The sequence below is a fragment of the Brevibacterium salitolerans genome (genome assembly GCF_039531405.1).
Taxonomy (GTDB): Bacteria; Actinomycetota; Actinomycetes; order Actinomycetales; family Brevibacteriaceae; genus Brevibacterium; species Brevibacterium salitolerans.
In genome coordinates this window covers 24,407-45,573 of the sequence record NZ_BAAAPZ010000004.1, presented here as the reverse complement: position 1 = coordinate 45,573, position 21,167 = coordinate 24,407, and the positions used below count along the sequence as shown (strand labels likewise).

Annotated in this window: 18 protein-coding genes; 11 read left to right on the top strand and 7 right to left on the bottom strand. The window is 68.9% G+C overall.

Annotation, left to right across the window (positions count from 1 at the left end; translation table 11 throughout):
* Positions 1 to 201 precede the first annotated feature (201 nt).
* From ABD240_RS05915 to ABD240_RS05880, 8 genes are all read left to right on the top strand, one after another.
* Positions 202 to 873 (top strand): TetR/AcrR family transcriptional regulator, encoded by a 672-nt coding sequence (locus tag ABD240_RS05915; RefSeq protein ID WP_291797944.1) that lies wholly within the window; start codon positions 202 to 204, stop codon positions 871 to 873.
* Positions 866 to 1,558: a YqeB family protein gene (locus ABD240_RS05910; RefSeq protein WP_291797941.1), complete on the top strand. Its 693-nt coding sequence runs from the start codon at positions 866 to 868 to the stop codon at positions 1,556 to 1,558. The genes ABD240_RS05915 and ABD240_RS05910 overlap by 8 nt, the downstream gene beginning before the upstream one ends.
* A 321-nt stretch (positions 1,559 to 1,879) precedes the next feature.
* Positions 1,880 to 3,505 (top strand): ABC transporter substrate-binding protein, encoded by a 1,626-nt coding sequence (locus ABD240_RS05905; RefSeq protein WP_291797938.1) that lies wholly within the window; start codon positions 1,880 to 1,882, stop codon positions 3,503 to 3,505.
* A complete protein-coding gene (locus ABD240_RS05900; RefSeq protein WP_291797935.1) occupies positions 3,505 to 4,461 on the top strand; it encodes an ABC transporter permease in 957 nt (318 codons plus the stop codon). Before ABD240_RS05905 ends, ABD240_RS05900 begins: the two co-directional genes overlap by 1 nt.
* Positions 4,458 to 5,537, top strand: a complete 1,080-nt coding sequence (locus ABD240_RS05895; RefSeq protein WP_344336152.1) for an ABC transporter permease — start codon at positions 4,458 to 4,460, stop codon at positions 5,535 to 5,537. The genes ABD240_RS05900 and ABD240_RS05895 overlap by 4 nt, the downstream gene beginning before the upstream one ends.
* A complete protein-coding gene (locus tag ABD240_RS05890; protein ID WP_291797928.1) occupies positions 5,534 to 7,444 on the top strand; it encodes a gamma-glutamyltransferase family protein in 1,911 nt (636 codons plus the stop codon). Before ABD240_RS05895 ends, ABD240_RS05890 begins: the two co-directional genes overlap by 4 nt.
* Before the next feature lie 5 nt (positions 7,445 to 7,449).
* Complete coding sequence (locus tag ABD240_RS05885; RefSeq protein WP_344336147.1) at positions 7,450 to 9,165, top strand: dipeptide ABC transporter ATP-binding protein; 1,716 nt, start codon at positions 7,450 to 7,452, stop codon at positions 9,163 to 9,165.
* Positions 9,158 to 9,826, top strand: coding sequence for a GntR family transcriptional regulator (locus ABD240_RS05880; protein WP_291797921.1), 669 nt, complete (start codon positions 9,158 to 9,160; stop codon positions 9,824 to 9,826). Before ABD240_RS05885 ends, ABD240_RS05880 begins: the two co-directional genes overlap by 8 nt.
* Positions 9,827 to 9,883: 57 nt before the next feature.
* On the opposite strand, the gene ABD240_RS05875 is transcribed toward ABD240_RS05880, so the two are convergent.
* The 7 genes from ABD240_RS05875 to ABD240_RS05845 form a co-directional block, all read right to left on the bottom strand.
* Positions 9,884 to 10,549, bottom strand: a complete 666-nt coding sequence (locus tag ABD240_RS05875; protein WP_344336142.1) for a YoaK family protein — start codon at positions 10,547 to 10,549, stop codon at positions 9,884 to 9,886.
* Positions 10,550 to 10,759: 210 nt separating this feature from the next.
* A complete protein-coding gene (locus tag ABD240_RS05870) occupies positions 10,760 to 11,632 on the bottom strand; it encodes a LysR family transcriptional regulator (RefSeq protein WP_291797915.1) in 873 nt (290 codons plus the stop codon).
* An 87-nt stretch (positions 11,633 to 11,719) separates the two neighbouring features.
* Positions 11,720 to 13,255 carry a tripartite tricarboxylate transporter permease gene (locus ABD240_RS05865; protein ID WP_344336138.1) on the bottom strand — a complete coding sequence of 512 codons (1,536 nt, stop codon included), beginning with the start codon at positions 13,253 to 13,255 and terminating at the stop codon, positions 11,720 to 11,722.
* A 42-nt stretch (positions 13,256 to 13,297) separates the two neighbouring features.
* On the bottom strand, positions 13,298 to 13,711 hold the full coding sequence (locus ABD240_RS05860) for a tripartite tricarboxylate transporter TctB family protein (RefSeq protein ID WP_291797907.1): 414 nt from the start codon (positions 13,709 to 13,711) through the stop codon (positions 13,298 to 13,300).
* 176 nt (positions 13,712 to 13,887) lie between these two features.
* On the bottom strand, positions 13,888 to 14,898 hold the full coding sequence (locus tag ABD240_RS05855) for a tripartite tricarboxylate transporter substrate binding protein (RefSeq protein ID WP_344336134.1): 1,011 nt from the start codon (positions 14,896 to 14,898) through the stop codon (positions 13,888 to 13,890).
* Positions 14,899 to 15,075: 177 nt separating this feature from the next.
* Positions 15,076 to 15,810 carry a FadR/GntR family transcriptional regulator gene (locus tag ABD240_RS05850; RefSeq protein ID WP_344336131.1) on the bottom strand — a complete coding sequence of 245 codons (735 nt, stop codon included), beginning with the start codon at positions 15,808 to 15,810 and terminating at the stop codon, positions 15,076 to 15,078.
* A 68-nt stretch (positions 15,811 to 15,878) separates the two neighbouring features.
* Positions 15,879 to 17,009: an L-talarate/galactarate dehydratase gene (locus ABD240_RS05845; protein WP_344336128.1), complete on the bottom strand. Its 1,131-nt coding sequence runs from the start codon at positions 17,007 to 17,009 to the stop codon at positions 15,879 to 15,881.
* Between the two features lie 216 nt (positions 17,010 to 17,225).
* On the opposite strand from ABD240_RS05845, the gene ABD240_RS05840 reads away from it, so the two are divergent.
* Genes ABD240_RS05840 through ABD240_RS05830 form a run of 3 tightly spaced genes read left to right on the top strand, consistent with a single transcriptional unit; the run spans position 17,226 to position 21,162 of the window.
* On the top strand, positions 17,226 to 18,158 hold the full coding sequence (locus ABD240_RS05840; RefSeq protein ID WP_344336126.1) for a 5-dehydro-4-deoxyglucarate dehydratase: 933 nt from the start codon (positions 17,226 to 17,228) through the stop codon (positions 18,156 to 18,158).
* A gap of 50 nt (positions 18,159 to 18,208) precedes the next feature.
* Positions 18,209 to 19,828, top strand: coding sequence for an aldehyde dehydrogenase (NADP(+)) (locus tag ABD240_RS05835; protein WP_344336123.1), 1,620 nt, complete (start codon positions 18,209 to 18,211; stop codon positions 19,826 to 19,828).
* Positions 19,825 to 21,162, top strand: a complete 1,338-nt coding sequence (locus ABD240_RS05830) for an enolase C-terminal domain-like protein (RefSeq protein ID WP_344336120.1) — start codon at positions 19,825 to 19,827, stop codon at positions 21,160 to 21,162. Before ABD240_RS05835 ends, ABD240_RS05830 begins: the two co-directional genes overlap by 4 nt.
* The last annotated feature ends 5 nt before the right edge of the window (positions 21,163 to 21,167 follow it).

Sequence of the window (21,167 nt, the reverse complement as noted above, 5' to 3'; positions counted from 1 at the left end):
GAAGTGAACTGAGAGTTCGCAAGGATGTGACGGATCTGCCGGCCGGTCCGGAGCGAGTCCCCGGCAGCCGTGGTGGGTCGAGCGGAAGTTCTCGGGATCGGTGGGAAGCCGTGCGGGTGGGCATAATCGCGGCGTGCCGGTTCGCGCACTCCTCTGTACACTATTAACTGATCACTCAGTTAATGAATGGAGGCGAGTCTCATGGCGCGCCCTGTCGATCCAGCCCGCGCCGCGCAGCGTCGTGCGGCGATCATCGGTGCCGCTGCCCAGCTGTTCGCCATGCAGGGGTATGCCAGCACCAGTGCGGCGCAGATCGCCCGCGCAGCCGGCGTGAGCTCCGGGACGGTGTTCTACCACTTCGGCGACAAGGCGGCGGTGTTCCGGGCGATCTTCGAAGCCGACCGTCCTGACGCCGAGGCCGCTCTCGCGCGGGCTTCCGCGTTCCGGAATCCCCTCACCGGCGCTCTCTGGCTGTTGGAGCAGCAGGCCGCTGACGCGGGGAGTCCCTATGCGGCAGGCCTCGTGGTGGAGCTGCTGCGCCGTGCGGGAGAGGACCCGCAGCTCCTCGAAGTCGTCGAGGGGACTGCGGAAACGCTTCGCACCGGGCTGGCGGAGATGCTGCGCAGTGCTGCCGAGCGCGGGCTCGTCGCAGACCTCGGGGACCCGGAAGCCGCTGCGGCGTGGCTTCTGGCGATCGTGGATGCGGCCTTCCTCAACGGCGGTGAGGGGCGCGACGTCACCGGTGAGGTGCGGCGGACTGCGCTGGGCTATCTCGGTGCCGGGGACCCCGGCGCCGGGGACTCCGAATCTGAAGATCCGGGGCCAGCGGACTCTGGGGTTCAGGGGCATGAGGAAGGGAATGGTCATGAGTGAGCCTGTCGTCGTGAAAGTGCCTCGGCGGTGGACCGCGGGGTTCTGCATCGCTGGAGCGCTGGTGGGCCTCGGTGCGGCCTTCGTGGTGCGGCCGGTCCTGGGCTGGCTGCTGGGGCTGCTGGGAGATGCCCCAGCGCCTCTGCGACTGGCCGGCCTGCTCCCGTTGCCCTGGGCCGTGCCCGTCCTGATGCTCGCGGGCCTGGTGGCAGGGCTGCTCATCGCTGCGGGCTGGAGCGAGGGGCTGGGCCGCGTGGAGGTGGGCGCTGGCGGCGTGCGAGTGGTGCGCAAGGAGAGCAGCAGGTTCGTCCCGTATGCGCGCATTGCCGAGGCCTACGCGGACGCGGACGAGCTCGTGCTCGCAGATGCGCGGGGTCTGGAGCTGCTCCGCGCACCTACGGATGGAGTGCTCCTCGCGCAGCTGGAGGCGGCGTTCGCTGCACATGGACTCCGGTGGCGGGGGCGGGGCGATCCTCGCGAGGCCGAGTACCGGACCTGGGTGGACGGCGAAGAGGCGCTGGAACCCGAGGCTGAGGAGCTGCTGCGCTCTCGCGGCTACGCGCTGATGGACAAGAAGGAGGGAGAGGCGTTCCGAGCGCGGGAGTCGCTGCTGGAGCTGGGCATCGTCGTCCGTGACCGGGACGGGAATCAGCAGTTCCGCCGTGTCGAACCGCCCGAGGCCGCCTGAGCCTCCTGAACTCCAACCTTCCATCCCAGGGCTGGGCCCCCTCGGGCTGCGTGATCCCGCTGCTCCGGAAGTTACGTCTGCGTACAGGCCGCCCAACGCGGCCCGTACGCAGACGTAACTTCCGGGTGAGTGTGTGAGAGTGCGCACGAGGGGGGTGTGCGGCGGGGGCGGGGAGCGGCGGCCACCCCGAACGTCCGCACTGTGGACGGCTCATGGACTTCTCAGACTCCGGAAATGTATACAAAGAGTCTGACGGCAGAGAATTGTGTTCAATCTGCCCTGGCGGATCGCAGCTCCGCGGGGCGGGGGACGGGAGCCCATGTGACGACCAGAAGACGGCAATCCCTCGCGGTGCTCTCCGCGGGCGCACTGGCGCTCGTGCTCAGCGGCTGCATCCCGCTCCAGGACCTGGGCCCCGCGCCGCAGCGCGAGGACGTGACGGAGGTGGAGTTCGGCGACCGCGCCCCGGCCGAGGGCGGCGATCTCGTCATGGCCCTCTCCTCCGAACCGGACCGCCTGGACCCCACCACCTCGAACTCCCTCTACACCCGGTACGTCATGCAGACGATGTGCGAGAAGCTCTACGACATCGATGCGAACGGGGCGATCGTCCCCATGCTCGCCGCGGAGATGCCCCGGATCTCCAAGGACGGGCGCACCGTGGACATCCCGCTGCGCACGGACGACGTGCGCTTCGCGGACGGCACGGAGTTCGACGCGGACGCCGTCGTCACCACGCTCACCCGCAACCTCACGGACGAGGACTCCGCCCGGGTCTCGGAGATGGGGCCGGTGGAGGACGTCGTGCCCCTGGACGAGGACACCGTCCGGGTCACCTTCGAGACCCCCTTCGCACCCTTCACCGCGGCGATGGCCGACCGCGCCGGCATGATCATGTCGCCCACGGCGCTGGAGGAGAAGGGCGACGACTTCGGCGATGCGCCCGTCTGCGTGGGCGCGTTCAAGTTCGCGGAGCGGATCCCGCAGACCAGCATCACCGTCACCGCGGATCCGAACTACTACGCCCGCGACGAGGTGCACCTCGACAGCATCGAGTACCGCATCATGACGGATGCGAACATCCGCGCCGCCAACATCCGCTCCGGTGACGTGCAGGTGGCGGACATGATCTCCCCGCAGGACATCGATGCGCTGCAGCAGGAGTCCGGGATCGGCACCCTGGCGGTCGAGTCGCTGGGCTACCAGGGGCTGACCGTCAACCTCGACCGCCTGCCCGAGGGCGCGGAGCCCACGCCGCTGTCCGAGGACCCCCGGGTCCGTCAGGCCCTGTCCATGGCGGTGGACCGCGAGGCGCTCGTCAACACCGTCTTCAACGGCTGGTACCTGCCCGCCTGCTCCGGCATCCCGGACTCCTCGCCGTTCGCCTCGGAGGCCAGCCGGACCTGCCCGGAGTACGACCCGGCCGGTGCCAAGCAGCTCCTCGAGGAGGCCGGCGCTCCCGTTCCGTACCCCATCGACGTCCAGGTGACGAACTCGCAGGACTCGCTGCGGTTCGCCCAGGCGCTCCAGGCGCAGCTGGCCGAGGGCGGGTTCGACCTCAGCATCCGTCCGGTCGAGTACACGGCCCTCCTGGACGTGCAGGACCGCGGCGACTTCGAGGCCGTCCAGCTGGGCTGGTCCGGGCGCGTGGACCCCCACGGCAACCTCTACAACTTCCACTACACGGGCGGCGGCAACAACTACACCGGCGTGGACGACGCGGAGCTCAACAGGCGCCTCGACCGCGCAGCGGAGCTCACGGACGTGGAGGAGCGCGCGGACGCCTACGGCGAGGTCGTGGACCGGCTGCAGGAGATCGACTCCGTCATCTACCTCTACCGTCAGCGCAACCTCACCGCCTACACGGACGACATCGCGGGAGTGCAGGTCTACTCCGACGGCGTCGTCCACCTGTCCCGTGCCGGATTCCTCGAGGAGGAGAGCTGATGCTCCGCTTCACAGCCGTCAAGGTGGGCGAATCGCTTCTCACCTTCGTCCTCGCCGCGATCGTCATCTTCTTCGGCGTCCGCGCGCTGCCCGGTGATCCGGCGCTCGCGATGGCCGGGGAGGAGGCCACCCCGGAGCGCGTCGCCCAGATCCGCGCCGACCTGGGCCTGGACGCGCCGGTGGTCGTCCAGTTCGCCAAGTTCCTCGGCAGCATCGTCACCGGGAACCTCGGCGAATCCACCCGCACCGGCCAGTCCGTCACGGAGATGATCGCGACGACGCTGCCGGTCACGCTGTGGCTCGCCGCCTACGCGATCCTCGTCGCCGTGGTCGCGGGCGTCCTGCTGGGGATGCTGGCCGAGCGCTTCCGCGGCCGCCTGCCTGAGGCCCTCGCCAACTTCGCGGCCCTCATAGGGCTGTCCGTGCCCAACTTCTGGCTGGGCCTCCTCGCGATCCTCCTGCTGGCGGTGACGCTGGGATGGTTCCCGGCCTCGGGCTACGTGGACGTCCTGTCCGACCCGCTCCGCGGCATCTACTACCTCACCCTCCCGGCCGTCATCCTGGGAACCAGCCTCGCCGCGGTCATCACACGGCAGACGCGGGCCTCCATGATCGAGACGATGGGCACGGACTACGTGCGCACGGCCCGCGCCAAGGGGCTCTCCCGTCCGCGCATCCTGTTCCGCTACGGACTGCGGAACTCGCTCATCGTGCTCGTGACGATCATCGGCCTGCAGCTGGGCGGACTGATCTCCGGCGCCGTCGTCACGGAGCGCATCTTCGCGCTGCCGGGACTGGGCAAGCTCACCCTGGACGCGGTGTTCGCCCGCGACTACCCGGTCATCCAGGCCGTGGTCCTCGTCATCACCGCGGCCTACATCGTCATCAACCTGGCGGTGGACCTGCTCTACTCCGTCATCAACCCCACCATCCGGACAGGAGCTGCGCACGCATGACCGCTCCACACCCCTCCGCAGACACAGCCGCGGCATCCCGGGCCGGGACCGAGGCCGGCTCCCCGCCCGCTGCGGGCTCGCCGGGTGCCGCTCCCGCCGCACACCGCCGCCGAGGCGCACTCGCCACCCTCGTCCGCACGCCTCTGGGACTGCTGGGCTCCGTGCTCGTCGTCCTCTCCGTGGGTGCCGCGGTGTTCGCACCCTGGCTCGCCCCCTACGGCTTCTCGCAGACGGACTTCGCCCACCCGTACCAGGTCCCCGGCACGGTGGGCCACGTGCTCGGCACGGACGACCTCGGGCGCGACTCCCTCTCCCGCCTGCTCTTCGGCGTGCGGGCCTCCATGCAGGTGGGTCTGCTGGCCGTCGCCCTCGCCGTGGTGGTGGGCGTGCCGCTCGGCCTGCTCGCCGGCTACTGGAAGGCCTGCGACCGGGTCATCTCCCGGCTCACGGACGTGGCGCTGGCGTTCCCGTTCCTCATCCTCGCGGTGGGCTTCGTGGCGATCGCGGGAGCCAGCCTCACGAGTGCGGCGGCGGCCCTGGGGATCGCGCAGATCCCCACCATGATCCGGGTGGTGCGCGGCGAGACGCTGCGGCTGAAGGACCGGGACTTCATCCGCGCCGCGCACGCCATGGACGCCTCCGCCTGGCGGATCCTGTTCGTCCACATCCTGCCCAACGCGGTGAGCGCGATTATCGTGCAGGCCACCGTCATCATGCCCACCGCCGTGATCGGCGAGTCCATGCTGTCGTTCCTGGGCCTGGGCATCCAGCCGCCCAGCCCCAGCCTCGGCATCATGCTCTCCGACGCACAGCAGTACATCTACCGAGCGCCGGCCGCCGCGGTATTCCCCGGCCTGGCGATCCTCGTCATCTGCCTCGCTTTCAACCTGTTCGGCGATGCGCTGCGGGATGCGCTGGACCCGGGCTCCGCGCTCGCGCGGACCTCGCGGCGTGAGCGCCGGGCGCTGCGGGCGAAGAGGCGACAGGAGCGCGCACGCGGCACCATGATGGAACGAGACCAGAACGGAGACGTGCTCGCGGAGACGGGCGCGGCAGCGAAGGAGAACGACCGATGAGCGCTTTCGTCACCCCCAGCGAGCACACCACGCGGCCCACCCTGCAGGGCACGTTCGGCATGTCCTCCTCCACCCACTGGCTCGCCACCGCGGCCTCGCAGTCCGTGCTGGAGCGCGGGGGCAACGCCTTCGACGCGGCGACGGCCGGGGCCTTCGTCCTGCACGTGGTCGAACCTCACCTCAACGGGCCGGGCGGGGACATGACCGGCCTGTTCGCCACCGCCGAGGCCCCGGGCACTCCCGTGGTGATGATGGGCCAGGGAGCAGCCCCGGCGGGCGCGACGGTGGAGCACTACCGTTCGCTGGGCCTCGACCTCGTGCCCGGCGCGGGCGGTCTGGCCGCCGCCGTGCCCGCCGCGGTCGATGCCTGGCTCCTGCTCCTCCAGGAGCACGGCACCTGGGAGCTTGCGGATGTGCTCGACTGCGCGATCGGCTATGCCGAGGACGGCTTCCCCATCCTTGCGCGCGTGACCAAGCAGATCGAGTCCGTGCGCGAGCTCTTCGAGCAGCACTGGCCCAGCAGCGCCGCGCAGTGGATCCCTGACGGCCGCATCCCCCAGCCCGGTGAGCTGTTCCGCAACCCCGAGTACGCGCAGGTGCTCCGCGAGCTCATCGCCGCCGGGGAGAACGCGAGCACGCGCGAGGACCGGATCGCTGCCGCCCGCCGCGAGTGGGCGACGGGACGCGTGGCGAAGCTCGCGAGCGAGTTCCTCTCCCGCCCGCACCGCCACTCGGACGGCGGTGACTACGCCGCGGTCATCACCGAGCAGGACTTCGCGCAGTCGTCCGCGCGGTTCGAGGAGGCAGCGACGATCGAGTTCCGCGGGCACACCATCGCCAAGGTACCGCACTGGAGCCAGGGCCCCGTCCTGCTCGAGGCGCTGCGCATCCTCGACGGCTTCGACGACGAGAGGCTCGACCCGTCCACGGAGCTGGGCGCCCACACCGTCCTCGAGGCGCTCAAGCTCGCACTCGCGGACCGGGACGCGCACTTCGGCGACAACGACCTCGACCTGGACGAGATGCTCTCCGAGGAGTACATCGCGAGCAGGCGCGCGCTCATCGGCGAGCGGGCCTCGGCGGAGTCCCGCCCCGGCACCGTGGGTGGCAGCTCCGGGGACCTGCCCCGTCTCGTCACCGCGGCGGAGTTCGCCGCCACCCAGTCCGCGGACCTCTCCAGCTTCGGGGTGGGCGAGCCCACCGTCCCGGGTGCCGGCGCGGGACGTCCGGCGGAGGAGCCCGCGCCCGAGGCCGGCGCGGCCGCTCCCTTCACGGCCGCGGATCCGGCCGAGCCCGGTGCGGACGAGACCGGTGCGGTCCGCGGCGACACCTGCCACATCGACGTCGTGGACCGGTGGGGCAACATGATCTCCGCGATGCCGTCCGGCGGCTGGCTGCAGTCCTCGCCCACCATCCCCGGTCTGGGCTTCTGCCTGGGCACCCGCCTGCAGATGATGTGGCTGGACGAGGGACGGAACGCCGCTCTCACGCCGGGTGCGCGTCCCCGCACCACGCTCTCGCCCACGCTGGTCCTCCGCGACGGACAGCCGGTCATCGCGCTCGGCACGCCGGGCGGCGACCAGCAGGACCAGTGGCAGCTCCTCCTCGTGCTCCGGCTCCTGGTGGGCGGCTACACGCCGCAGCAGGCGATCGACGCTCCCGCGATGCACACCACCTCGCTCGTGGGGTCGTTCTGGCCCCGCACGTTCGAACCCGCCGGTGCCCTCGTCGAGGACCGGCTGGGCGAGGACGTCATCGCAGGCCTCGAGGCGCGCGGCCACCGGGTCACCCGTGCCGGTGACTGGGCGCTGGGGCGGCTCTCCTGCGTCACCCGTGACCCGGAGACCGGACTGCTGCAGGCCGCTTCGAACCCGCGCGGCGCGCAGGGCTACTCGGCAGGAAGGTGAGCGTGATGGATGAGGCGACTTCCGCCGCGGCGGCAGGCACAGACGGCACCCCGGTGCTCGAGGTCTCCGAGCTCACGGTGGCCTACGGCGCCACGGAGGTGCTCCGCCGCGTCTCCTTCACCCTCGGGGAGGGGGAGCGGATCGGCATCGTCGGCCAGTCCGGCTCCGGCAAGTCCACCACGGTGGGTGCGGTGCTCGGTCTGCTGTCCGGGGCCGGCCGGGTGACCGGAGGGTCCATCCGCTATCGCGGAGAGGAGATCGCCGGCGCGCCGGAGGCCCGGATGCGGGCCCTGCGCGGGCGCTCGATCGCGCTCGTGCCGCAGGACCCCATGACCAACCTCAACCCCTCCATGCGCGTGGGCGATCAGATCGCGGATGCGCTGCGGACCTACGGCACGCACGGGCGCGCGGAGGTCGAGGCGCAGGTGGTGCGCCTCATGGAGGAGGCGGGCATCCCGGAGGCGGAGCGCCGCCGGAAGCAGTTCCCGCACGAGTTCTCCGGCGGCATGCGTCAGCGCGTGCTCATCGCGATCGCCCTGGCCGGCGACCCGGACCTCATCATCGCGGACGAGCCCACCTCCGCGCTCGACGTCACGGTGCAGAAGCAGATCCTCGATCACCTGCAGCGCCTCGTGGACGACCGCGGGGTGTCCCTGCTGTTCATCACCCACGACCTCGGTGTGGCCTTGGACCGCACGGACCAGATCCTCGTCATGCACGACGGGAAGGTGGTGGAGGCCGGAGCACCCGCGCAGGTGCTCTTCCACCCGCAGGACGCCTACACGGAACGGCTCATCGCGGCCTCGCCCAAGCTGGCGGTGCCGCCGGAGGAGGATGTGCCCGAGGCCGGGGCAGGAGGCGGAGCGCGCGCAGCGGCCGGGGCGGCCTCGGCTGCGGGAGGTTCAGCGGCGGACGGCTCGGCGGCCGGCGACGGCCGGGACCTCGTGCTCGACGTCCGGGACCTCACCAAGGTCTACCGCCTGCGCGGTCGCCGGGAGGAGCTGCGTGCGCTCGACGGCGTGAGCTTCCAGGCGGAGCGGGGGAAGACGACCGCGATCATCGGCGAATCCGGCTCCGGCAAGTCGACGACCGCCAAGATCGTGCTGGGGCTGGAGGCTGCGACCTCGGGCGAGGTGGTGCTCGACGGCACCGCCGTGGCGGGCGGGACGAAGGCGGACCGGGCACGGCTGCGGCGCTTCACCCAGCCGGTGTTCCAGGACCCATACTCCTCGCTGGATCCCACGATGTCCGTGGAGAGGATCATCGCGGAGCCCCTCGCTGTGTTCCGGATGGGCACCCGGGCGGAGCGCAGGGCGCGCGTGCGCGAGCTGCTCGACCAGGTGGCGCTGCCGCAGTCCGCGGCGCAGGCCCGTCCCGGCGAACTGTCCGGCGGGCAGCGGCAGCGCGTCGCCATCGCCCGGGCCATCGCGGCGAGGCCGCCGCTGCTGGTGTGCGACGAGGCGGTCTCCGCGCTCGACGTGCTGGTGCAGGACCAGATCCTCGAGCTGCTCCGTTCGCTGCAGCGCGAGCTGGGCGTGTCCTGCCTGTTCATCACCCACGACCTCGCGGTGGTGGCGGACTTCGCGGACGACGTGGTCGTCATGCGGGCCGGCCGGATCGTGGAGGCCGGCAGCGTGCGCAGCGTCATCGAATCGCCGCAGCATGAGTACACTCGGAGCCTGATCGACGCCGTCCCGGGGGAGCAGCTCACGCGTGTCTAGTCCAGCCGCCGTCCGCGTCACCGAGCAGGTGCGGGCGGACATCATCTTCGGCCGCATCGCCGCGGGCACGCGGCTGACGGAGAAGCTGCTCTCCGAACGCTATGCCGTCTCACGCGTGCCGGTGCGCGAATGCCTCCGCGCGCTGGAGGCGGAGGGACTCGTGGAGGTCCGCTCCTATGCGGGGGCCACCGTGGTGGCACCGCACGAGGAGGACCTCGAAGTGCTCTTCGACCTCCGCCATACGCTCGAGACGGAGGTGGTGCGCCGCGCGGCGCTGCGTGCGCAGGAGCAGCTGGACCTCGACGTGCCCGGTGAGGGGTGGTGGGCCCTGCGGCGTGCCGCGACGGCGGTGCTGGAGGAGGGCGACGCCGCTCTGGCCGCCGGCGAGGCGGCTCGGCTGCCCTCCTGCAACCACCGGTTCCACCTGCTGCTCGCGGAGATGAGCGGCGCGACCTCCCTGCTCGGCATCCTGCGGCAGGTCTCCGGCCGGATCGAGAGGCTGTTCTCCGTCGCGGGCACGCATCGCGGAGGCGGGGCGTGGGACGAGCACCGGGCCATCCTCGCCGCGGTGCTCGACGGCCGGGCCGAGGACGCACCGGCGCTCATGGCCGCGCACCTGGAGCGTTCGCGTGCCGGACTGCGGGCTGCGAAGGTTCGCTAGTTCCCTGCGGTGCCGGCTCTGCCGGGGGCCGGGGTGCTGATCGCCCGGAAGAGGGCCTCACACCCTGTGGCGTGTGCAGTGGCCCAGGACGGCGACAGCACCGATGATGATCGCGGTGAGGAGGACGCCCAGCCACAGGTTCACCATGAGGGTGAGCGCGCCCACGAGAGCGCCCAGCAGGATGCAGGCGATGGCGAGGATGCGGCGGGGCCATTTGTCGCCGGACCCTCCGGCCAGACGGGATTCGCTGGCCAGCCCCACCATCGTGGAGGTGACGACGACCGTCGTGACATCTGCGACTCCCACCTTGCGTGCGGCTGCCGCCTGCATGCCCATGACGAGGGCGAGGACTGAGGTGGTGACGGTGCCCGCCGTGTGGTTCTGCGACGGATCCACGGCCATGACGAGGCCGGTGAGCCCGAAGCAGCCCCCGGCGACGATCCCCATGACGGTGGTGGTGCGCCCGGTCCACTCGCCCTTGCCCGTGGGCTTGAGAATGCGGCCGGCGAGCACAGCGCCCAGCATGAAGCCGGCGAAGGCGAGGAGGGGGCGGAGCACCGGGATCCCCTCCGCCCCGGCCAGGCCCATCCCGAGGATCACGACGTTGCCGGTCATGTTGCCGGTGAAGACCTTGTCGTAGCCCAGGTAGCCCACGGCGTCCACGATGCCGGTGGAGAACGTGAGGGTGAGCATGAGGATGAGGTGGAGAGTGGCTTTGGTCATGCCGTGATCGTATACAAACAGCGGAAAGTGCCGGGCGGTGGGGTCGCTACGTCTCTGAGCAGACCGGAGCGGCGTGGCCGATGGTTCCCGTCTGCGGATTCGCCGCCTCGGTGATCCGAACCGGGCGGATCCGCAGACGGGAACGAAGAACGCGCCGGCTCGGGTCTGTTCTGTGTCGGCTGGCACAGCGAAGGGCACTTTCACTCCTGCTCAGGACAAGGCAGAGACGAATGCCGCCAGTGCGGGATTGCTGCTGTCGGGGCGCCACAGCGCATGGAGGTGAACGACATCCGCGTCGAAGTCGGAGAAGCGAAGGTACTCGACGCCGGGGACTCTGCCGGCTTCGGCTGATTCCGGGACGAAAGCGACACCGTGACCCCCGGCGACGAGACTCACCATGGTCATGATCTGTCCGAGAGAGTACTTGACTCGGCTCGGTTCAATCTCGAAGTTCCCCACGATGATGTCGTAGAAGTATCGCGCCTTGGTGGCTGAATGCATGATGACCGACTGTCCGCGGATGTCCGACTTCGTGAGTTCGCGGTCAAGCTGCGCCAGGTCTGAGTCGGCTGGAACCGCGAGCAACAGCCTCTCCTTGAGGAGCAGTCGTGACTCCAGATGCGGCAGCGGAGTGTGCAGACGCCCGAGCGCCAGGTCGATGCGCTCTTCGTCGAGAGCCTGGAGCTGTTCCGCAGTCACCATCTCCACGAGGTCGATGTCCAGGTCCGGCAGCTCAGCCTTCACGGTGCTGAGTAGGCCGCTGAGAGGTCCGAAGCCCGCCGCGGCGGTGAACCCCATCCGGACCAGGCCCTTTCTCCCGGAGGCCACCCGGCGGGCGCCCTCCGGTGCCCGCTCGGCCAGGCCCAGCAGCTTGCGGGACTCGGTGAGGAAGAGCCGTCCGGCAGCCGTGAGTTCGACGTTGCGTCCTCGGCGGTCCAGAAGCTCGGCACCGACGTGGCGCTCGAGCTTCTGGATCTGGCGGCTCAGTGGGGGTTGCGTCATATTCAGCTCGAATGCGGCGCGTCCGAAGTGAAGATGCTCCGCGACCGCGACGAAGCAGCGCACCTGGTCCAGGGTGTACATGGCAGCTCCAATGCTCTCAAGTGCATCAAAGTATCAGAACACTGTCATCTCCAGCGGAGGCGCTGTCTGCTCTGTCGCAGGCCTGCCTCACCGGCGGCCGCTTGCCGGTTCCTCATCCGCGGAGACGACCGAGCGCGCGGGCCCCTTCTTTCCGAGCACCAGCTTGAGCACCAGTGGAACGAGGAGCACGAGTACGAAGAGCACGAGGATCGTCACTGCGATCGGATGGTTCGTCACCTGCGTGACATCGCCCTGGAACATCATGAGCGAGCGGCGGAAGTTGTCCTCCAGCAAGGAGCCGAGGACGAACGCCAGGACGAGAGGTGCTGGATCGAAACCCATCTTCTTCATGAGGTACCCGATCACACCGAACGCCACGACGACGAGCACCTCGAAGAAGCGGTTGTTGATGGTGTATGCCCCAATGCAGACGATCATGAGGGTGATCGGTGCCAGGATGGTGGAAGGGACGTCGAGGATCTTCACGAACAGACCGATGAGCGGGATCGACAGCACGATGAGGATGATGTTGCCCAGATACATCGAGTTGATGACGCCCCAGAACAGACCGGGGTCCTCACTGACGAGCTGTGGCCCGGGGGTGATCCCTTGCAGCATGAGCGCACCGAACATCACAGCCATCGTCGCATTGGCGGGTATGCCCAGGGTGAGCAGCGGGATGAAGGAGGAGGTGGCGGCGGCATTGTTCCCGGTCTCCGGCCCGGCCACGCCCTCGATGGCTCCCTTGCCGAAGCGGCTCGGATCCTTCGCCAACCGCTTCTCCGTGCCGTAGGAGACCATTGCGGAGACGGTGGCTCCTCCGCCGGGGAGGAGCCCGAGGAAGAATCCGATGAGGCCCCCGCGGGCGATGGGGCCGGCAGACTGCTTGAGATCCGCCTTGGTGGGAAGCACCTTGTCCACCTTGACTCGCAGCGGCTGCGGTAGATGACGTCGTTCCAGCGCGTAGAGGATCTCGGTGAGGCCGAAGACGCCCATGGCTATCGGGACGAACTGGAGGCCGTCAGCGAGTTCGAGGCTGCCTGCCGTGTAACGCATCTCCCCGGTGAAGCCGTCCCGGCCGACGACTGCGAGCAGCAGGCCGAAGGTGGCGGCGATGAAGGCCTTCACCCGCGAGCCGTTCGAGATGGTGGCGACCAGGAGGATGCCGAGCAGGGTGAGCGCGGCGTACTCGGGCGGGCCGAACCGCAGCGCCCAGCCTGAGACGATGGGTGCGACGAAGGTCAGCGCGACGATCGAGATCGTGCCGCCGATGAACGAGGCGATGGCACCGATGCCGAGTGCCTTGCCCGCCTGCCCCTTCTTCCCCATCGGGTAGCCCTCGATCGCGGTGATCGCGGAGCTCGTCTCACCGGGGATGTTGAGCAGCACCGCGGTGACGGTGCCGCCGTAGATGCCTCCGTAGAAGATGCCCGCGAGCATGATGATCGCGGAGACGGGCTCCATGCCGTACGTCAGCGGCAGCAGAATCGCGATGGTCGCTGCCTGGCCGAGGCCGGGCAGTACGCCGATGACCATCCCGACCAGCACGCCGACTAGGCAGAAGAGGAGGTTCATCGGTTCGAGGACGACCGAGAAGCCCTCGATGACAGGTGCGAAGTCCATGGGGTCAGTGCCTTTCTCAGGGACGCCGGGCAGCGGGGGCGATCAGAACAGGTGTGGGATCGAGATGCTCAGACCCGTGACGAAGATCAGGTAGAGCGCGAGGACGGCGAGTGCGGAGATGAGTGCCGACTTCAGCAGCTTCTCGCCTCCCAGCACCTTCATCCAGAACACCATGAGGAGGAAGCCGGGAATCTCGAATCCGATGACTGGCATCAATTGCACCGCGATGACGATGCTGAGCGCGCCTACGCCCACCGACATCGCCCGGCGGGTGATCCTCTCCGCGTCCGTGAAGGTCTTCGCCAGGGACATGAGTGCGAGACCGAGGACGATCAGCAGCACGGAGAGGATCGCCGGCCAGGTGCCTGCCCGGGGAGCGGTGAGAGTGCCGAAGCCGAGGTTCAGGGCCACCGCGAGGGAGCCCGTGCCCATGAGCGTGGCCACGATCCCGCTCACCAGGTTTGCCAGGGCTCCTGCCGGCGTCTCCTCGGCAGAGCTTCCCCGCGCCCTCGCGTCCGCGCTCATCGCAGCTGAGATCTCAGCGGCGCTTTCATGCTCGCTCTCGCGTACACCAGCGTGAGCACTGGTCTGCTTCTCATCCACGGCGTTCTCCTCCTCGAACGTTCCAGTGGTCAGCTCTGGCTGCCGCCGAGGTCGATGTCGTTCTCCTCGACCAGTGCGGCATAGCGGTCTGCCAGCTCGGTCCACTGCTCGCGCACCTCGTCGCCGGAGATCTCCGCGGGGGTGAGGAAGTTGTCCTCGTTGAACTGCTGGTACGCCTCCGTCTGGGTGATCTCGGCGACTCCCTCGCGGAGCGTGCTCAGCACCTCCTCATCGGCGCCCGCGGGCAGCGCGAGTGCGCGGTACTGGGAGACGGGCACGTCGTAGCCCTCCTCCACCGCGGTGGGGACATCGGGCAGATAGTCGACCCGTTCCTCGGCGAAGGTCACGACCGGCTTGATGGTGCCGGCCTCGATTTGTGGCATGGCCTCACCCAGCTGGATCGTGGCAACCTCGACCTGACCGCCCATCACTGCGGTGAGCGCGGGCGCCCCGCTGTCGAACGGCACTTCGTTGCCCTCGATCTCCGCCTCATTCATGAGCAGCAGCTGCGCGAGCTGACTCGCCGTCCCCACACCGGTGGTGCCGTAGGAGACGGACTCGTCAGACGTGACCATGTCCTCGACGGTGTCGATGTCGCTCTCCGCATTGGCGACCATGATGTAGTCATCCTGCGAGAGACCCATGATGATATCGAGATCGTCGAGATCGACCGTCTCCTCCTCGGATGCGGTCAGGGAAGTGACGGTGATGAGGGAGGCGTTGAGGAGAACGAGGTTGTACCCGTCCGGTTGCATGCCGGCTACTTCCTTCGTGGCGACGGCACCGTTGGCTCCGGGCTTGTTCTCCACGGTCATCGGCACACCGAAGGCGTTCTGCGAGCCGTCCGCCACCGACCGCGCGATGAGGTCGGTGCTGCCTCCGGCGCTCTGTCCCACAGTGAGGGTGATGCTCTGATTGGGGAAGTCTTCGTCGCCCCCTCCGCCGGTGACGTTGCCGCAGGCGGTGAGGGTGAGTGTCAGGGCTGCAGCTGCGCCGGAGGCGAAGACCAGTGGCAGGCGGGTGCGGTGGGTACGGAACATGGTGCTCCCTTGCAGTGAGTTTCCGGGTGACTTCGGGCCGTGAGCGGTGTCACGGATGAGGTGCCTCATGAGCCTAATGACGCTTTTCAATACCTGTCCAAACCATTTTCTGTATCAAGTGATGCACTGAAAGCATTGAATGGAGCATGGTTGCGGCCGTGTGGCCGGCGGGGGCGCTTATTCGAGTTCCCGCAATGAGCGAGTGAGGTGCCAGGCCATCGCGGCGGCGGCAGCGCGGGAGTCCTTGTCCTGAACTGCCTCGATGATCATGCGGTGTTCCTTCTGCACGGTCAGTGCGTGTCCATCATCCCCAGTGATGCGGGATGCAGGCATGCCGATCATCGCCGGGCCCAGCCATGTGAGTGCGCCCGCAAAATATGGATTGCCCGAGGTCTGAGCGAGTGTGCGATGCAGGTGGTAGTCCGCCGCCAGGCTGTCGGAAGCATGTGCGCCCGCCGTTTCGATTGCGATTGCGGCCTCTTTCAGGGCGGCCAGATCGGCGGCCGTGCGGCGCTCCGCTGCCAGCGCGGCCGCATCAGGTTCCAGTGCCAGCCGGAACTCCAGAAGTGCCGCCGGGTCTGGTCTGAGCGGCGGGGCCCCTCCCGTGGAACCAGATGGTGATCCGGCGCGGGGTCCTGTATTCGGCCAGGAGCCGTCGGACGGGTTCCCGGTGTCCGAGCCATACACCGCAGTGTGCGGCACCGCGAGGACGTAGGTGCCACTGCCGCGTGCCGAGCGCACCAGGCCCTCGGCGCGCAGAATCCCGATGGCCTCGCGGATCACTGTGCGGCTGACCGTGTGCTCCTTGGCAAGGTCGTTCTCGCTGGGCAGGCGCTCACCAGGCGTGAGCGCGCCTGTCACGATGCGCTCGCGCAGCGCCGTGACGACCGCGGAGGCCAGGGTGGTGGACATCGAACTCTCCCTGCGGATGAGTAGTGCGGACGGTGGCACGGCGTGAACGGTGCCCCGGAGTGGAAGGCTCAGGTTCCGGTGATCGTCACCGAATCCGTTGTCCAGGCGCGTGCCTGCTCGCTGATCGTGAAGCCCAGGCCGGGGCGATCGGGAACGATCATACGGCCGTCCCGTGTTTCCAGGCGCTCCTCGAACAGGGGATCGAGCCAGTCGAAGTGTTCCACCCATGGCTCCCGCGGGTAGCAGGCGGCCAGGTGCAGGTGGATCTCCATCGCGAAGTGCGGCGCGAGGTCGAGACCGGCCTCGTCCGCCAGCCGAGTCAGCCGGAGGAACTGGGTGATGCCGCCTACGCGTGGGGCATCGGGCTGGATGATGTCGCAGGCGCCGTGGCGGATGAGCTCGCGATGCTCAGCCACGGAAGCCAGCATCTCACCGGTCGCGATGGGTGTGTCGAGGGCGCGAGCCAGCTGTGCGTGCCCCGCCGCGTCGTAGGCGTCCAGGGGCTCCTCGATCCACACGAGGTCGAGGTCCTCGAAACGGCGGCCCATGCGCAGAGCCGTGGTGCGGTCCCACTGCTGGTTGGCATCGACCATGAGCGGCACCTCTCCTATGTGCTCGCGCACCGCGCTCACACGGCGCACGTCCTCGGCCGTGTCCGGCAGCCCCACTTTGATCTTGATGCCGCCGATCCCGGCTTCGACGGACCGCGAAGCCGCCTCCTTCACCTCTTCGAGCGAGGCGGAGAGGAATCCGCCGGAGGTGTTGTATGTCCGCACGGAGTCCCGGTGGGAGCCGAGGAGCTTGGCCAGGGGGAGCCCTGCGCGCTTGGCTTTGAGGTCGTAGAGGGCGATGTCGATCGCCGCGAGCGCCTGTGTGGCGACTCCGGACCGTCCCACCGAGGCGCCGGCCCACAGCAGCTTCGTGTACAGCTTCTCGATGTCGTTGGGGTCCTCGCCGATCGCGGCGCCTGCGACCTCCTTCGCGTGGGCGTACTGGGCGGGGCCGCCCGCTCGCTTCGAGTAGCTGAAGCCCACGCCTTCGTGTCCCTGGCTGGTGCGGATCTCCGCGAACAGGAAGACGACCTCGGTCATGGGCTTCTGGCGGCCGGTGAAGACCTTGGCGTCGGAGATGGGGCAAGCCAGGGGCAGTGTGATGGACGACAGGGTGATCGACGCGATGGTGTCAGGGGAGTACGGCATTGTCCTCTTTCCGATGTGGGATCCGCTGGATGCGGTGTCATCCGGGCTACGGTGCCCAGACGATGAGTATGACAAATTATATATAAGTCATACAACTAGATTCAGTGATTTCCTGATGCTCCTAGGGCATCACTGGATTCTATAATGGGCTTGGACTTGCATGATTGAGCGCTTCTAGTGTCGATGTGAGCATCGTTCCGTTCACCAAGGAGAGCCATGAGCCAGTTCGCCCCCGAAGACCTCGCCGCCCACCTCAAGGACGGTCTCCTGTCCTTCCCCGTCACCGCTTTCGACGCAGAAGGCGAGGTCGATCTCGCCAAGGTCTCTGCGCACGTGGAATGGCAGGCGAGCTACGGCGTGGCCGGACTCTTCGCCGCGGGTGGCACGGGCGAGGGCTTCAGCCTGACTCCGGCCGAGGCCAAGGACGTTGTCGGCGCTGCCGTCGCAGCCTCGCGCTCCGAGGTGCCGGTGCTGGGTTCCGCAGGAGGCAACACCCGCCAAGCCGTGCAGAATGCGAAGGACGCGCAGGAGGCGGGTGCTGAGGGCCTGCTCGTGCTGCCTCCGTACCTCACGGAGAGCGACCAGGAGGGCCTGTACCGGCATGTCTCCGCGATCTGCGCGGCGACCGACCTGGGCATCATCGTCTACAACCGGGCCAATGCCCACTACGCGCCGGAGACCGTTGCTCGGCTCGCTGAGAGCCACGCGAACTTCATCGGATTCAAGGATGCGCACGGCGACATCGAACACCTCGGCAAGATGTATGCCCTCAACGGCGACCGTCTCTTCTACCTGGGGGGCCTCCCCACCGCAGAGACTTTCGCCCTTCCGCTGCTGCAGCTGGGTCTGAGCACCTACTCCTCCGCCATGTTCAACTTCGTCCCGGAGTTCGCACTGGAGTTCTACGCGGATGTCCGCGCACAGGACCGCGACGCGGTGAATGAGAAGCTCAACCGCTTCGTCTTCCCCTACCTGGACATCCGTGATCGGGTGAAGGGGTACGGCGTATCCATCGTCAAGGCCGGACTGAAGGCGATCGGCCGCGACAACGGCCCCGTCCGGGCGCCGCTTCAGGATCTCACCGAGGCGGATCTCGCCGATCTCAGCGCACTCATCGAGCGAGCAGGCATCGCACCGGCGCTCCACTGACAAGACATATCCGGCAGGCTGACCAGACACACAGGAGAAGGAAGAGCAGAATGGCACTCACCGGACATTCGATCATTGCGGGGGAGACCTCCCCCGGCGGGAACGGCAGCACACGGGCCGTGAATCCGTCAGACAACGGTGAGCTGGAACCGGCCTATTCGTTCGTCGGTGAGGCTCAGGTGGAGCAGGCAACACGTGCCGCCGAGGAGGCCTTCGCTCAGTACCGCGACACCGACCCCGAGCGCCGCGCGGCGTTTCTCGACGCCGCGGCCGATCGCATCGATGCGGCCCGCGATGTTCTGGTGGCCCGCGCCATGCAGGAGACCGGCCTGCCTGCGGCCCGCCTCGTGGGGGAGACCGCGCGCACCACCGGGCAGCTGCGCATGTTCGCCTCGGTCGTCCGGCAGGGGGACTTTCACGGCGTCCGGATCGACCCGGCCCAGCCTGAGCGCACCCCGGCGCCACGTGTCGATCTGCGTCAGCGGAAGGTTCCGCTGGGGCCGGTCGCAGTGTTCGGCGCCAGCAACTTCCCGCTCGCCTTCTCCGTCGCCGGTGGTGACACCGCTTCGGCGCTCGCCGCCGGCTGCCCGGTGATCGTCAAGGCTCACAACGCCCATCCCGGCACCAGCGAGATTGTGGGCCGGGCCGTGACCGAGGCCGCTGCCGCCACCGGCATGCCGCCGGGTGTGTTCTCTCTGCTCTACGGACCCGGCGCCCAGGTGGGGCAGGCACTCGTGAAGGACCCACGCATCACCGCAGTGGGCTTCACCGGCTCCCGCAGCGGTGGGCTCGCTCTCGTCGAGGCCGCGAACGCACGTCCGGTGCCGATCCCCGTCTACGCGGAGATGAGCTCCGTCAACCCCGTGTTCGTGCTCCCCGGCGCACTCACCGGCGACGTCGAGGCGCTCGCGCAGGGATTCCTGGGATCCGTCACGGGGTCCAGCGGCCAGCTGTGCACCTCGCCGGGCCTGCTCCTCGTGCCAGCGGGAGAGGCTGGTGACCAGCTCGTCGAGGCGATCGCCCAGGCCTTCGCCGGCTCGACCGGACAGACCATGCTCACTCCGGGGATCCACCGCGCCTGGCAGGCCGGCGTCGCGGCTCTGGCCGCCCGGCCCGAGGCACGGAAGGTGGCCGAGGGGACGGCGGGCACCGGCGAGAACGCCCCGGCTCCGGTCGTCTTCGAGACCACCGCCGAGGCTTTCGTCGCGGACGAGGTCTTCTCCCACGAGATCTTCGGTGCCGCCTCGCTCATCGTGCGCTACGACGATGCGGCGCAGCTGCCGGAGCTGGCCTCAGGCATGGAGGGCCAGCTGACGGCCACCCTGCACCTCGCGGAGGCGGACCACGCGGCCGCGCTCGCTCTCCTGCCGGTGCTCGAGCGTCTTGCCGGACGCATCCTTGTGGGTGGCTGGCCCACCGGGGTCGAGGTGGGACATGCCGTGATCCATGGCGGGCCGTTCCCTGCGACCTCGAACAGCGCCACCACCTCCGTGGGCAGCCTTGCGATCGAGCGCTTCCTGCGCCCCGTCAGCTACCAGTCGCTGCCGGAGGCGTTGCTGCCTGCGCCGGTGCGGGACGAGAATGCATACGGTCTGAACCGATGCCTCGACGGGACGGTGACGGTCGCAGGCACGGCCGGTGCCATCGCAGAGAGGGGAGCCCGAGGATGAGCGCGCACAGCCCCACCATCGCGAAGGTCGAGGTGATCCCGGTCGCCGGGCACGACTCGATGCTCATGAACCTCTCGGGAGCCCACGGGCCGTTCTTCACCCGCAACATCGCGCGGATCACGGACAGCGAGGGCCGCGTGGGGATCGGCGAGGTGCCCGGCGGGGAGGCCATCGCCGCGACTGTCAGGGATGCCGCCGAGGTGCTCCTCGGGCAGCCGGTGGCGCGCTTCCGCTCGCTGCTGCGTGAGGTCCACACAGCCTTCGCTGTGCGCGACGCGGGAGGTCGCGGACAGCAGACCTTCGACCAGCGCATCGCGATCCATGCCCTGACCGCAGTGGAGTCGTGCCTGCTCGATCTGCACGGGCAGCACCTCGACGTACCGGTGGCCGAGCTCCTGGGGGAGGGGCAGCAGCGTGCGAGCGTGCCGGTGCTCGGCTACCTCTTCTATGTGGGTCCCGTCGACCGGACGGGGATGCCGTACCTGCGTGAGCCGAACGCGGTGGATGACTGGGCCCGTCTGCGCCGTGAGGAGGCCATGACGCCGGAGTCTGTGGTGGCGCTCGCCGAGGCCGCACAGAAGCGGTACGGCTTCCGCGACTTCAAGCTCAAGGGCGGGGTGCTTCCTGGCGAACAGGAAGTCGAGACCGTCTCCCGGCTGAAGGAGCGCTTTCCTGAAGCCAGGATCACCCTCGACCCGAATGGCGGCTGGCTGCTGGAGGACGCGATCCGCTTCGGACGCATGATGACGGATGTGGTCGCCTATGCGGAGGATCCCTGCGGTGCCGAGGGACGCTTCTCCGGCCGGGAGATCATGGCGGAGTTCCGGCGCGCCACGGGCCTGCGGACGGCGACGAACATGATCGCCACGGACTGGCGGGAGATGGCGCATGCCGTGCGCGAGGCCTCTGTGGACATCCCGCTGGCGGACCCGCACTTCTGGACGATGGCCGGATCCGTACGCGTCGCACAGCTCTGCAGCGACTTCGGCCTGACCTGGGGCTCGCACTCGAACAACCACTTCGACGTGTCCCTGGCGATGTTCACCCAGGTGGGCGCCGCCGCTCCGGGGGAGATCACCGCCCTGGACACCCACTGGATCTGGCAGGACGGCGAGGGCCTGACGACGGAGCCCCCGCGCATCGGGGACGGCGAGATCGCCGTGCCGCAGCGTCCCGGGTTGGGGGTGGAGCTCGACGAGGAGCGGCTGGCCGCAGCGCACGAGCTCTACCGTGAGCACGGCCTCGGCGGGCGCGACGACGCGGTGGCGATGCGGACGATCATCCCCGGATGGGAGTTCGACCCCAAGCGACCCTGCATGGTGCGCCAGACGTGAAGGCG

Coding starts and splice junctions, on each gene's coding strand:
- ABD240_RS05915 (WP_291797944.1), top strand. CDS start 202: ATGGCGCGCCCTGTCGATCCAGCCCGCGCCGCGCAGCGTCGTGCGGCG.
- ABD240_RS05910 (WP_291797941.1), top strand. CDS start 866: ATGAGTGAGCCTGTCGTCGTGAAAGTGCCTCGGCGGTGGACCGCGGGG.
- ABD240_RS05900 (WP_291797935.1), top strand. CDS start 3,505: ATGCTCCGCTTCACAGCCGTCAAGGTGGGCGAATCGCTTCTCACCTTC.
- ABD240_RS05895 (WP_344336152.1), top strand. CDS start 4,458: ATGACCGCTCCACACCCCTCCGCAGACACAGCCGCGGCATCCCGGGCC.
- ABD240_RS05890 (WP_291797928.1), top strand. CDS start 5,534: ATGAGCGCTTTCGTCACCCCCAGCGAGCACACCACGCGGCCCACCCTG.
- ABD240_RS05885 (WP_344336147.1), top strand. CDS start 7,450: ATGGATGAGGCGACTTCCGCCGCGGCGGCAGGCACAGACGGCACCCCG.
- ABD240_RS05875 (WP_344336142.1), bottom strand. CDS start 10,549: ATGACCAAAGCCACTCTCCACCTCATCCTCATGCTCACCCTCACGTTC.
- ABD240_RS05870 (WP_291797915.1), bottom strand. CDS start 11,632: ATGTACACCCTGGACCAGGTGCGCTGCTTCGTCGCGGTCGCGGAGCAT.
- ABD240_RS05865 (WP_344336138.1), bottom strand. CDS start 13,255: ATGGACTTCGCACCTGTCATCGAGGGCTTCTCGGTCGTCCTCGAACCG.
- ABD240_RS05855 (WP_344336134.1), bottom strand. CDS start 14,898: ATGTTCCGTACCCACCGCACCCGCCTGCCACTGGTCTTCGCCTCCGGC.
- ABD240_RS05850 (WP_344336131.1), bottom strand. CDS start 15,810: ATGTCCACCACCCTGGCCTCCGCGGTCGTCACGGCGCTGCGCGAGCGC.
- ABD240_RS05845 (WP_344336128.1), bottom strand. CDS start 17,009: ATGCCGTACTCCCCTGACACCATCGCGTCGATCACCCTGTCGTCCATC.
- ABD240_RS05840 (WP_344336126.1), top strand. CDS start 17,226: ATGAGCCAGTTCGCCCCCGAAGACCTCGCCGCCCACCTCAAGGACGGT.
- ABD240_RS05835 (WP_344336123.1), top strand. CDS start 18,209: ATGGCACTCACCGGACATTCGATCATTGCGGGGGAGACCTCCCCCGGC.
- ABD240_RS05830 (WP_344336120.1), top strand. CDS start 19,825: ATGAGCGCGCACAGCCCCACCATCGCGAAGGTCGAGGTGATCCCGGTC.